This is a genomic window from Butyricimonas sp. (genome assembly GCF_019423355.1).
In the GTDB taxonomy this organism is placed as follows: Bacteria; Bacteroidota; Bacteroidia; order Bacteroidales; family Marinifilaceae; genus Butyricimonas; species Butyricimonas faecihominis.
Genome location: NZ_JAHZBP010000002.1, coordinates 191,419 through 204,316, shown reverse-complemented (window position 1 = coordinate 204,316; position 12,898 = coordinate 191,419). Strand labels below are relative to the sequence as shown.

The 12,898-nt window shown below is 51.4% G+C and carries 9 protein-coding genes; 7 read left to right on the top strand and 2 right to left on the bottom strand.

All coding sequences use genetic code 11. The annotated features are described in order from the left end of the window. Positions 1 to 159: 159 nt before the first annotated feature. The 7 genes from nfo to QVC79_RS03440 all read left to right on the top strand — a co-directional run bounded on the left by nfo (position 160) and on the right by QVC79_RS03440 (position 9,672). Positions 160 to 1,005 (top strand): deoxyribonuclease IV, encoded by an 846-nt coding sequence (nfo, locus tag QVC79_RS03470; protein ID WP_270593758.1) that lies wholly within the window; start codon positions 160 to 162, stop codon positions 1,003 to 1,005. Then, the gene (locus tag QVC79_RS03465) at positions 1,002 to 1,976 is read left to right on the top strand and encodes a transglutaminase domain-containing protein (protein ID WP_270593760.1); all 975 of its coding nucleotides are present in this window, start codon (positions 1,002 to 1,004) and stop codon (positions 1,974 to 1,976) included. Before nfo ends, QVC79_RS03465 begins: the two co-directional genes overlap by 4 nt. Before the next feature lie 3 nt (positions 1,977 to 1,979). After that, entirely contained in the window at positions 1,980 to 3,218 is a 1,239-nt protein-coding gene (locus QVC79_RS03460; protein WP_270593761.1) for a metallophosphoesterase family protein, read from the top strand. A 101-nt stretch (positions 3,219 to 3,319) separates the two neighbouring features. Then, complete coding sequence (locus tag QVC79_RS03455) at positions 3,320 to 6,394, top strand: AAA family ATPase (protein ID WP_270593763.1); 3,075 nt, start codon at positions 3,320 to 3,322, stop codon at positions 6,392 to 6,394. 203 nt (positions 6,395 to 6,597) lie between these two features. Then, the gene (locus tag QVC79_RS03450; protein ID WP_087419982.1) at positions 6,598 to 7,089 is read left to right on the top strand and encodes a metallophosphoesterase family protein; all 492 of its coding nucleotides are present in this window, start codon (positions 6,598 to 6,600) and stop codon (positions 7,087 to 7,089) included. Positions 7,090 to 7,187: 98 nt separating this feature from the next. Then, positions 7,188 to 8,777 (top strand): S41 family peptidase, encoded by a 1,590-nt coding sequence (locus tag QVC79_RS03445; protein WP_270593764.1) that lies wholly within the window; start codon positions 7,188 to 7,190, stop codon positions 8,775 to 8,777. A gap of 283 nt (positions 8,778 to 9,060) precedes the next feature. Next, on the top strand, positions 9,061 to 9,672 hold the full coding sequence (locus QVC79_RS03440) for a porin family protein (RefSeq protein ID WP_027202671.1): 612 nt from the start codon (positions 9,061 to 9,063) through the stop codon (positions 9,670 to 9,672). 474 nt (positions 9,673 to 10,146) lie between these two features. On the opposite strand, the gene QVC79_RS03435 is transcribed toward QVC79_RS03440, so the two are convergent. After that, positions 10,147 to 11,022, bottom strand: coding sequence for an NADPH-dependent 7-cyano-7-deazaguanine reductase QueF (locus QVC79_RS03435; protein ID WP_270593765.1), 876 nt, complete (start codon positions 11,020 to 11,022; stop codon positions 10,147 to 10,149). A 2-nt stretch (positions 11,023 to 11,024) separates the two neighbouring features. Continuing rightward, complete coding sequence (locus QVC79_RS03430; protein WP_270593767.1) at positions 11,025 to 12,848, bottom strand: ABC transporter ATP-binding protein; 1,824 nt, start codon at positions 12,846 to 12,848, stop codon at positions 11,025 to 11,027. Between the last annotated feature and the right edge of the window lie 50 nt (positions 12,849 to 12,898).

Genomic DNA, 12,898 nt, shown 5'->3' with positions numbered 1-12,898 from the left:
TAAAGTTGAAAGAAGCTGGAAGAAGTTTAGAGTTTAGAATTTAGATGCCTGCCACACGGGGCCATTTTAATTTTAGATTTTAAATTCCAGCCGCACGTGGTTATCGCTTTTTGATTTCAATTCTTTATCGTAGCTTTGCATATAATATAAAAATAAGCTATGGAAAAGTATATAGGAGCGCACGTGAGTGCATCGGGAGGAGTGGAGAACGCGCCGTTGAACGCCCGCGAAATCGGGGCGACGGCTTTTGCCTTGTTCACGAAGAACCAGCGGCAGTGGAAGGCGGCACCGCTGACCGCGGGGAGTATTGCGTTGTTCAAAGAACGCTGCGAGGAATTCGGGTACACGCCTCGACAGATATTGCCGCACGATAGTTATTTGATTAATCTCGGAAACCCGGATGCGGATGTGTTGGAGAAGTCGCGGGAGGCTTTCCTCGACGAGATGCAGCGCTGCGAGCAGCTAGGACTGGACAGGTTGAATTTTCACCCCGGCAGCACGTTGAAGAAGATCAGCGACGAGGAATGTCTGGCGCTGATCGCGGAGTCGATTAACCTGACGCTGGACAAGACCCGCGGCGTGACGGCGGTGATCGAGAACACGGCGGGACAGGGATCGAATCTCGGCTACACGTTCGAGCAGATCGCCTATATTATTGACCGGGTGGAGGACAAGAGCCGGGTGGGTGTTTGCATTGATACCTGCCATTCTTTCGCTGCGGGGTACGATTTGGCGACATCGGGAGGATTCATCGAGACGTTCGAGCATTTCGACAACGTGATCGGGTTCAAGTACCTGCGGGGTATGCACCTGAACGATGCCAAAAAAGAGCTGGGTTCACGGGTGGATCGCCACGATAGTTTGGGAAAAGGAACGTTGGGCATAGAGCCTTTCAAGTGGATCATGGAGGACGAACGGTTTGACGGTATACCATTGATACTGGAAACGCCGGACGAGGCGTTGTGGCCGGAGGAAATACGGATGTTGAAGGGTTTCGTGAAATGATACCGGTGCGTGCGTCTGTGAAATGGTTGTTGACGGCGGTGGTTGTCCTTTCGGAGATACCTCTCGTGGCACAAGTCTTGCCGGGGGAAGAGGGTATGCTTGAACGGGGAGGGCGCCTCCCCGGTGAGGTGAGCATGGAGGCGCTTGTCGACAGCGTGGCCCGGTGGGGGCGGACGGAACGGGAGAAAGTGATCGTGCTGGCGGGATGGTTCCGTGAGTACATGGCGATTGACGCCGGGAAGTTCCTCACGGGAGGGCCGGACGGGGATTACCGCGAGGTGTTGAAGGAGAGGAAAGGAATTTGCGGGGATTTCACGGGGTTGTTCGGGGAGTTATGCAACAGGCTGGGGATCGAGAACGAGCGGGTGGAAGGGTACGTGGCGGAGGATGGTCGGGAGCGTGGGGAAACGTGTCGCCGGACGAATCACGTGTGGAATGCCGTGCAAGTGGCGGGAGAGTGGTGGCACGTCGATATGATGTGGGCCGTGGGAGCGTTGGGGAGAGATGCGGCGGGGGAATGGGTGTTCAGACGGCACTGGAACCCGGAGTACGTGTTGACGCGGGGAGAGCAATTTCTGACCACTCACATGCCGGCTGATCCGGCGTGGCAGTTGACCGACAGGCCGTACGCCATGGACGCGTTTATCGAGGGGAATTTGACGGAGGGTGAGCGGGGAGATTATTATAATTACACGGATAGTATCGCGGCCTTTCGGCGCTTACCGAGGGGTGAACGACAGATGCTTTTTGCCCGGCGGGCGAACCGTTTTAACCCGCGGAACAAGGAGGTGATGGCGGTGACGTACTATAACGAGGCGGTTTTCCTGTTGAATTATAACCGGAAGACGCGGGCCGTGTTGACCCGGGCGAGGGCGTATTTCAGGATCGCGGAAGAGTACGCGCGGGATTTGCCCGGCGTGAAAGAGAGTATTGACGAGGGACTCCGGAACGTGGAGGCTCTAATTAAATAGAGGATGAAAATATTACATACTTCAGACTGGCACCTTGGAAAGCGGTTGAATGACCGGGAGCGTGCCGGAGAGCAAGTGGCCGTGATGGACGAGATTGTGCGGGTGGCTGACGAGGAGGCCGCGGATGCGGTGATCGTGGCGGGGGACTTGTTCGACACGTTTAACCCACCCGTGGAGGCGATCGAGTTGCTTTACCGCACGTTGCATCGGTTGGCACGGGGCGGGCAGCGTTTGGTGGTGGCTATTGCCGGGAATCACGATTCACCGGACCGGGTGGATTCGCCCGACGTGCTGGCACGGGAGAGCGGGATTTTCTTTGCCGGGAACCCGATGATCGTGTCGCGGGAGACGCGAACGGAAGGCGGGGTGACGTTGGTCCGGTCGGACGAGGGGTTTGCCGAGTTCCGATTGCCGGGGTTCGATTACCCGTTGCGGGTGCTACTTACCCCTTACACGAACGGGCAACGGGCCAAACGCTACATGGGCACGGAGGATGCCGACGAGGGGTTGCGGGTTTTCCTGCGGGATCATTGGGCAGGGTTGGCCGACAAGTATTGCGACACGGAGGGGGTGAACCTGTTGGTGGCCCATCTTTTCATGGCGAGGGAGGGCGGTGAGTTGCCCGAAGAGCCGGAGGATGAGCGACCGATTAATATCGGTGGTGCCGATGTCGTCTATACTTCGTTGATTCCCCCTGCCATGCAGTACGCCGCGCTGGGACACCTGCATCGCTGGCAAACGGTGGACACGGAGCCTTGTCCCGCAGTATATAGCGGCAGTCCCTTGAGTTACAGTTTCAGCGAGGCCGAGCAGGATAAATACGTGACGCTCGTGGACCTTGAACCGGGATGTCCGGCTCGTGTCACGAAGCGTCGGCTGACGAGCGGGCGTCCCTTGGTGCGTGGCCGTTTCGAGGGGGTGGATACCGCCTTGCAATGGCTCGCGGAACATCCCGACACGTGGGTGGAACTGACCGTTGCCACGGATACTTTCCTCACGGCCCAAGAAGTGAAATCCCTGCACGCCGCGCATGACGGTATTGTTTGTATCATCCCGGATGTGCGTGACGCTTCTCTCGTGAACGATCGTGTGGCTTCTATCCACGACTTGCGCTCGGATGTTAACGCCCTCTTTGCCGAGTACTTCCGCCAGCGCAAGGGACAGGAACCGAATGAAGAAATCAGGTCACTTTTCCGCGAAGCGTTGTCGATGGATGGCGATTCGAGGAAAAGTGACAGTTAAAAGATAAAAGTTAAAAACTAAAAGATGAAACTTTCTAAATTATCCCCCGTGGTTGTCTTCGGTAAGTTACAGGTTCTATCATTTTCAATTTTCAATTTCCTATGTTGCCCGTTAAATTAACCCTTGAAGGCATTTACTCCTACCGGGAGCGCCAGACGATAGATTTTACCCGCTTGACGGAGGCCCGGTTGTTCGGGATATTCGGTCCGGTGGGGAGCGGAAAATCGACGATATTGGAGGCGATGATCTATGCCATTTACGGTACGATTGACCGTTTGAATAATGACGTGAAATATAACGTGATGAACCTGCAATCCGACCGTCTGTTCGTGGACTTCGAGTTCCGGGCGGGAGAGGACGGACGATTGTACCGGGCGACGGTGGAGTGCAGGCGGAACAAGAAGAGGTTCGCTGACGTGAGTTCTCCGAAATACCTTTACCACGTGTGGGAGGGCGACGAGTGGTTGCCCTGTACGCGGGAAGAAGTGGTCGGGGCGATCGGGCTGACGGCACAGAATTTCAAGCGGGTGGTGATTATCCCGCAGGGGAAGTTTCAGGAGTTCCTGATGTTGCGGGACAAGGAGCGTACCGATATGATGATGGAGCTTTTCGGGGAACTCCGGCGCTACGATCTGGGTGGGCGAGTGGCTTACTTGGAGGGGGAGACGACCCGGCAGGTGATCGATTTGCGGGGACAACTCACGGGATTGGGTGAGGTGAACGGAGAACAGTTGGCCGAGCGGAAACAGCGTTACGCGGCCTTGCAGGAAGAGATTGCCGGGGTGAAAAAAGAGATTCACGAGGGGCAGGAGCAAGTGGAGAGGGGGAAGAAAGTGAAACAACTCACCGACGAGCGAGTGGCACGACAGGAAGAGGAACGAAAGCTGTTGGAACGACGGGAGGCGATGGCGGGTTTGCAGGCTCGCGTGGACGAGTACGAGCGATGTTTGCAACAGTTCCAGCAACCGTTGAGCCGCCACGACGAGACGGAGCGGCGGTTGGCAGAGTCTGCACGGGTGTTGTCCGGTTACCGGGAGCAACTGACCGCTAAACAGGCCGAGCTTACCCGTTTCTCCGGGCAATTCTCTCAATTGAAACAGGCGTACGAGGGACGGGATGTGTTGAAAGAGCGTGCCGGACAATTGGAACGGTTGCTGCATTTACGTGCGATAAGCAAGGAGCAGGATGAATTGAAGGAGCGACACCGCAAGGGTGAAGAAATCGTGGTGGCGACGAGGCGGGAGATCGAGGTGTTGCAGGAGCAGTTACGAGAACAGAAAGAGAGGTTAGAGCAGTTAAACCAGTCGATTCCCGATATGAAGATATTATCGGACATTCGGGAATGGTATAATATACAACAGCATCTCCGGGAAGAGTTGACCCGTTGGCAGGAAGAGTTAGCCGGGGTGGATAAGGAAATCGCCCGGGAGGAAGGGGAGGTGCGGATGGTGCAGGAGCAGAATCCCGCATTCGGGACGTTACAGGCCATGACACGCGAGGCGTTGCAGGAGGCTTGCCGGGAGAGGCAGGAACAACTTGCCGCCACCGTGCAGAAGATGCGGGAGGAGTGGTTACATTTAAGTACCCGCCAGCGATTGGTAGATTTCGCAAGGGAGTTGTCGGAGGGTGAACCTTGTCCCCTTTGCGGGGCCTTGTCGCATCCCGCACCCTTGCACGTCACGGAAGTCGAGGGGGAGTTGAAGGAGAAGGCCGACCGTGTCGCGGGCTTGGAGGAAGAAGGGAAGATGTTGGAACGGATGATGTCCCGTCTGGCCGTGATCGGGGAACGGTTGCGATCGGCAGGGGAACGGAAAGAACAAATCATCCGACAGCAGGCTGTTGTGCGGGAACGGTTACGGGAGCATCTGACCCGTTTCGCGTGGGAAGGGTTTACGCCCGATAATATGCAGTACTTGACAGATGAGATGAACCGGGTGGCGCTTTTGAATAAGGAGAAAGGGGAGCGGGAGATGGTACGCGGGAACACGGAGAAGAGCATCGAGCAGAAACGAGTGAATCTTGAAAAGTACGTCGCCCGTCTTGACGAGATCAGCCGGGAGATCGTGCAGCGGGATTCACAGGCCGGGTTGTTGCGGGAGCAGCAGGCGGGGTTCGATGGGAAGGAGTACGAGGGGTTGCCCGACACGGAAGTCGGTAAGGAGCTGGAAGGATGTAGGCAGCGTTTCGATCAGGTCGGGCGGGATTATCAACGGGATGCCGCTCGGTTGCAGGTGATCGAGGCGGACTTCCGGAAGTGGGAAGGGAGCGTGGAGGAAAAAAGTAAGGAGGTGACCCGTTTGCAGCAGGAATTGGAAGAGGAAGTACAGGAACTGAATCGTTTGTTGAAAGATTCGGCTTATCCCGATCTGGCTGCGCTTCGGGAGGTGCTGGCCGCTAAGCTGGATTTGCCCGGGGTGCGGGGAGAGACTAACCGTTACCGGGAGCAGGTTCACGCCGTGCAGGTTCGGAAAGCGGAGTTGGAGGTGTTGCTTGCCGGGGTGTCTTATAACGAGGAAGAACACGTTGCGCTATGTCAACGGGTGGAGGCCGCGTTGGTACGGGAACGGGAAATGCTGGCAGAACAGGGAGCTTTAGGGAACCAGATCAAGGATATGGAAACCCGTGTGGTGGCCCGGGAGAAGATCGGGCGGGAGTTGGAAGGTTTGGAGTTACGGTTGACGAATTTGCAGATGTTGAAGGGGTTGTTCCGGGGGAATGATTTCGTGAAGTTCGTTTCGTCGATTTACTTGCAGAATCTCTGTAACGCGGCGAACGAGCGTTTTTACCGGATGACCCGCCAGCGCTTGAAACTGGAGTTGAGCGAGGAAAATGATTTCGTGGTACGTGATTTCATGAACGAGGGGCGGGTGAGGAGCGCCCGCACGCTTTCCGGGGGACAGGTGTTCCAAGCCTCGTTGTCTCTGGCACTGGCATTGACGGATAATATCCGCCATCTGACAGGGAGTAGCCAGAACTTTTTCTTTTTGGATGAGGGGTTCGGCTCGCTGGACCGGGAGTCGTTGAGTGTCGTCTTCGAAACCTTGAAATCCTTGCGGGCCGAGAACCGGGTGGTCGGGCTGATCTCTCATGTCGAGGAAATGCAGCAGGAGGTTCCGGCGTGCTTATTCGTGGAGAACACGGTAGAGAGGGGGAGCGTGGTGATAATTGAAAATTGAAAATGGAGAATTGAAAATGAGAACTCCTCCGCCCTCCGGGCACCTCCTCTATAAACAGAGGAGGAGTTTAGTTACTCTTCAATCTCAAGATGGTATTTTTAACTCTCCCTCTGTTTATAGAGGGAGTACGGCGTAGCCGGGAGGGAGTTTAATCTAAAATCATAAATCAAGAAATTAGTTGAATCTAAAATTTAAAATCTAAAATGGTAAAGGTCGGTTTGTTATCAGATACTCACGGGTGGTTGGACCCGAAGATCGTGGAGTTTTTCAAGGATTGTAACGAAGTGTGGCATTGCGGGGACATTGGGGACGTGGCGATTACGGATGCACTGGCGAAACGGTTCACGTTACACGCCGTGTACGGGAATATTGACGGGGGGATATTACGCCGGATATTCCCGGAAAAAGAGGTGTTTTATTGCGAGAACGTGAAAGTGGTCATCACTCATATCGGAGGTTACCCGGGGCATTATGACCGGAAGATCGCGGAGACGTTGCGGCGGGAACGCCCACAGCTCTTCGTGTGCGGTCACTCGCATATTGCGAAAGTGAAGTATGATCAGGCATTGGGATGCTTGCATATCAATCCGGGGGCAGCCGGGAAATTCGGGTTCCACACGGTACGGACTGCGGCCCGTTTCGAGATTAACGGGGAACGGATTGAAAACCTTGAATTGATCGAGTTGGAAAAATAAATAATTTAAGAGTCTGTTAGGACATTTAATGCTTTCTGTTTGTTACATTTGTGCAAATTACACGTAGAATAGGAAGAACATAAAGTATATAATAAAGTATGAAAAGAGTATTACTATCGGCGGTTGCATTGCTAATCGCCTGTTTGAGCTGGGAAAATGCTGATGCGCAACGGAAACCCCGTGAGGTGCAGGAACAAGCGATTAAGTACCAGCGATTAATGCAAATGATTGATGCCGCTTACGTGGATACCGTGAACCTGAAGAAATTGACGGAAGATGCCATCGTGAAGGTGCTGGCGGATCTTGACCCGCATTCCGTGTATATTTCCAAAGAAGAGGTTGAGGAGGCGAATGAACCTCTGGACGGGGGCTTTTTCGGGATCGGTATTCAGTTTAACGTGCTTAACGATACGTTGCTGGTTGTGGATGTGGTTGCCGGGGGACCCTCCGAGAAGGTGGGCTTGCTGGCCGGAGACCGGATTATTGCCGTTGACGGGGAGAATATCACCGGGATCGGGATTAGCAACACGGACGTGCGGAAACGGTTGAAAGGCGAGAAAGGGTCTATCGTGAAGGTGAAAGTGAAGAGAGGCGGTGAGATCATTGATTTCAATATCACACGTGACATGATTCCGATTTATAGCGTTGATGCCTCTTACATGATCGATAAGAATATCGGGTATATCAAGATTGCCCGTTTTGCCGCAACCACGGTGGAAGAGTTCGAGAAAGCCGTGACCGAATTGAAAGCGCAGGGTATGAAAGACCTGATTATCGACCTGCAAGGAAACGGGGGCGGTTACATGGGTGCCGCTATCGGTTTGGCCGATCATTTGCTTGACGGGGAGAAGTTGATCGTGTACACGGATAGTCCCGCTTTCGGGCGCATGGGCGAGTCGTCCACACCGGCCGGGTTGTTCCAAGACGGCCGGGTAGTCGTGTTGATTGACGGGAACTCGGCCTCAGCCAGCGAGATCGTGTCGGGAGCGGTGCAGGATTGGGACCGCGGGTTGATCGTGGGACGTCGTTCTTTCGGTAAGGGACTTGTGCAACGGCAATTCCCGTTGACGGACGGTTCAATGGTTCGTCTGACGGTGTCGCATTACTTCACGCCGTCGGGGCGGTGCATCCAGAAACCTTACAAGGGGAAGGATTATCAGGCCGAAGTGTTCGAACGATATAACAATGGAGAGATGTTTAGTGCCGATAGTATCGAGTTGACGGATTCCACGAAATATTACACGAAGAAGGATCATCGTCTGGTTTACGGTGGGGGTGGTATTATTCCCGACGTGTTTGTACCGATTGACACGGGGATCAATTACAGCTACTTTAATCGTTTGCTGGCAAAGGGCGTGATCAATGAATATGTGTTGAATTACGTGGATAAGAACCGGGAATCGCTTAAAAAGAAATACCCGAAGTTCGAGATGTTCCAGAAGAATTTTCAGGTAACAAGTGATATGATTGATGAGATCGTGAAAAACGGCGAGAAGCAAGGCGTGAAGAAGGACGAGAAACTTTTCACCCCGATCGTGCCGGAAATCAAGTTGTTCGTGAAGTCACTAATCGCCCGTGATCTTTGGAATATGAACGAGTTGTACCGAATCTCTAACGAGGAGAACAAGATACTGAAAGCTGCCGTGAAGGCATTGCATGACGGGACGTATGGGAAGATTATCAAGTAACGGGACGTTACTTGATAAGTTGCAGGTTACAGGTTGGCAGGTTACAGGTTTCGGGGATTTGAATATTTGGGTCTCAACTTGTAACCTGTTAATTTGTAAGCGAATTGAAAAAGTTGTTTTTTAGTTCATCCCTTTGGCCTGTTTTTTGTTGCAAATATTTATTGATGTTAACAGTTATGGCGTGTGCAGGGTAGTTGAACCTGTAACTTGTAACTTGTTAACTTGTAACCGAACTGAAAAACGAGTTTTTCAGTTCTACCATATTAACCTTAAATTTAGTGGAATGAAAAAGTTTTTATTAGTGGTGCTTGCCATGGTCATGTTAGGTAGCGTGCAGGCCCAAACGTCGTTTAAAAACAAGGTGGAAGGTTTAACCGGGACGGAATTTTATTTTGGTCCGAAGTTCGGGTTTAACGTGGCAAGTATCAGTGACGGTTTGAACAAGAGTAAGTTTAGTTTCCATCTGGGAGCTTTTGCCGAGTTTAAATTTAATGATCTTTTCGGTTTGCAGACGGAGTTGATCTATTCTCGTCAAGGAGATAAAGGAAAGTCCGGGGGTGTGAAGACATGGGCCCGCGTGAATTATTTGAATATTCCTGTTTTGGCTAAATTTTATGTTTGGGAAGGGGTTAGCGTTGATCTCGGGCCGCAACTGGGTTTTGCCTTGAATGGTAAGAGTAAAACGAAATCCGGTGGTACGGAAGTAAAAACGGATATTGATCATTTGAACACGGTGGATTTGAGTTTTGCCATGGGATTGTCTTACGATTTTAATATGGGATTGGTGGTTTCTGCCCGTTACAATTTGGGGTTGACGAACGTGATCGAGAAAGATAAATTCGGTGGTAATAACCAGAACCGGGTGTTCCAGTTATCAGCCGGTTGGAAATTCTAGGTGTTTATCGTAGAATATAGAAACTCGTAAGTTTCATGACGTGAGATGGATGAGTTTTATTGAAAAGACCGTACTTTGAATATTCAGGTGCGGTCTTTTTATTTAATACCGTATTGTTGCTTGTAAGTCAACGGGAATAATTAATATGACTGATTTTGAGGCTCGGAAGGTGTGATTTAGGTACGAAACTAGGACTTGTTTCGAGTATTATTTAACGAACCTTTTTTGATATTACAAATGTAGTTATTTTCTTTTAATTACCAAAAAAGTTGTCATAAGGTTTAATATGTTTGTAATCAATGGTTAAACGATAGTAATTGTTCTTTGCACATGGCTTTCTAAAAGTCGTTTTGGACGATCTCTATAAACCTTCGTTTAACGAATCAAAAAATGATAGTGTAAAGTGGTTGTCAGACCCGTAAAGTGGGGACTGGTTGCAGGGACTGTCTAAATATCGTTTAGGCAGTCCTTTTGCTATTGTCTTAATAATTTCCGGGTTAATGTTTCCGGGGCTTGGAGGTGTTCTGGGAGGTATTCCGCTTGGTTGGCCCGGGAGGGACAGATGTCGATGCCCCCACGACGGGTGTAGATACAGGATACCGCAAGAATCTCCGGGTGGAAGAGGTCCCACAAGCGTTTGTAGGTCATTTCACATATTTCTTCGTGGAAATGGTTCTCGTTTCGCAGGGAGACGATGTATTTCAAGAGGGAGGCATGATCCGGTAGGCAGTCGGCTTGTATGTGGATGTAGATGCTACCCCAATCGGGTTGTTTCGTGATCTTGCAGTTACTCCGTAACAGGTGGCTGCATACCTTGATTTCCCCTCTTCCGGTTGTCCGGTTTTCCAGTAATGCCGGGTTTTCATTGTACTCGGTGAAGGTTTCCCGTTCGATACCGGGTATGGCTTCCAACAGCGTGTAATCTTGAAAATCGAAATACGTTTTTTCGGGGGCTTGACGGAAAAATGTGGCTTCTACACAGGTTTGCAGTATTTGTTCGAGGTCCGATTTCACGGTTTGGAGGTATGTTTCTATGCCCGATGGAATGTCTTCCCCGAGGCGGGTCATGTTTAAGGAATTCAAGTATAGTTTCAGCGATTTACTTTCCACGATACATGGGCTGTTGGCCGGGTATACTAGTTTTAGAACGCCGCATACGGGTAAGCCGTTTCGGGCCAAGAATCCGGCCTCGTAGGCGTGCCAAGTGTCGAATCCTAGGAACAATTCTTCCGGGGTATGAATATCGTAAATTTCCCGGTTCAGGCTACGCGGGACCGGAACGAGAATTGACGGGCAATAATCGGTCGGGTAGGCAACTTGTTGGCCGAGGACTTTGGATTCAATACTCATGATCAGAAGTTTTGCATGTTGTATAATTTCGTGTAGATGCCATCCAGAGCCAATAGTTCTTCGTGGCGTCCCCGTTCCACGATTTTACCCTCGTGGAAGACGCAGATCATGTCGGCGTTGCGGATCGTTGAAAGACGATGGGCCACGACGATGGAGGTGCGGTTTTTCATCAGGTTATCGAGGGCCTCCTGCACGAGCTTTTCCGACTCGGTGTCCAGTGCGGAGGTCGCCTCGTCGAGGATCATGATGGGCGGGTTTTTCAACACGGCCCGGGCGATGCTCAAGCGTTGGCGTTGTCCACCGCTTAACTTGCCCCCGCGGTCCCCGATACAGGTGTCGTATCCTTTTTCGGTTTGCATGATGAACTCGTGGGCATTGGCGATCCGGGCAGCCCGTTCGACCTCTTCCCGAGTGGCCGATTCGACGCCGAAGGCGATGTTATTAAAGATAGTATCGTTAAAGAGGATCGGGTCTTGGTTCACGTTCCCCATGAGTTCACGTAAGCCGTGTAGCGACACGTCCTTGATGTTGATGCCGTCGATTAGGATTTCCCCCTTGATCACGTCGTAGAAACGAGGCAGGAGATCGACAAAGGTACTTTTCCCAGAGCCGGATTGTCCGACGAGGGCAACGGTCTGTCCTTTTCCTATTTTGACATTCACGTCCTTTAGGACGATGCGATCCGGACGGTAAGCGAAACTCACGTTGCGGTACTCGATCTCTTTATTGAACCCGTTTAACGGTTTCGGTTGTTCGGGTTCCAGTATGGTTGATTCGGCATTTAGTATCTGGTCGATACGGTCCATGGCGGCGGCTCCTTTCTGGATGCTGTATAATGCCGTGGAGAATTGTTTTGCCGGGTTGATGATCGAGTAGAAGAGGGCGATGTAGGCGATAAAACTTGAGGCATCCATGAGAGGTGTCTGCCCGAGAATAAGAAGGCCTCCGAACCACACGACGATTACCACGACGATGGTTCCAAGGAATTCACTCATGGGGTGAGCGAGTGAACGACGCCACATCAGACGGTTCATGATCTGGCGATACTGTTCATTATGCGAGGTGAAGAGTTTATCCATTTTATCTTCGGCGTTGAATGCCTTGATCACGCGGAGGCCGGAAAGGGTTTCCTCGATGTTGGACAGGATTTCGCCCATCTTGTCCTGCCCTTCCTTGGAGCGCTTTTTCAAAGTCTTTCCCACCTTACCGATCAAGGTTCCCATGATGGGCAGTAGTACCAGCACGAACAGGGTTAGTTGCCAGCTCATGAAGATCATTCCGGAGAGGTAGATCAGGATGATGATGGGGTTCTGGAAGAACATTTCCAACGAGTTCATGATGGAGTTCTCTACTTCTTGCACGTCACCCGTGGTACGGGCGATAATGTCACCCTTGCGTTCTTCAGAAAAGAAAGGAAGGGGGAGTGATAATATCTTTTGGTATATTTTCCGACGAATATCCCGCACGACACCATTCCGGATAAACACGATCTCGTAGGAGGCGAGATAGGAGAATCCCGTTTTGAATAATGCGGCCAGTACGAAGAAACCACCGGCAAATAGTAAGGTGGTCGATGCGGAAAAATGTTGTTTTGATAGCGTGACATAATAGTTGAAGTTCGTCATCAAGCTCTCCTTGTTTAGTTCGAAGGGAACGAGTTCTGTTACTTCTTCTGTCACGTTGAAAAGGATGTTTAGCACGGGTACGAGTAACACGAACGAAACAGAACCGAATGCGGCGGAAAGAATATTGTAGAAGATGTTTTTTCCGAGTCTGGATTTGTAAGGAGGGATGAACCTCTTCAAAATTTGTATGAAATCACGCATAATAATTGAAAATTGAAAGTTGAAAATTGAAAATGAGAATAGAATACATT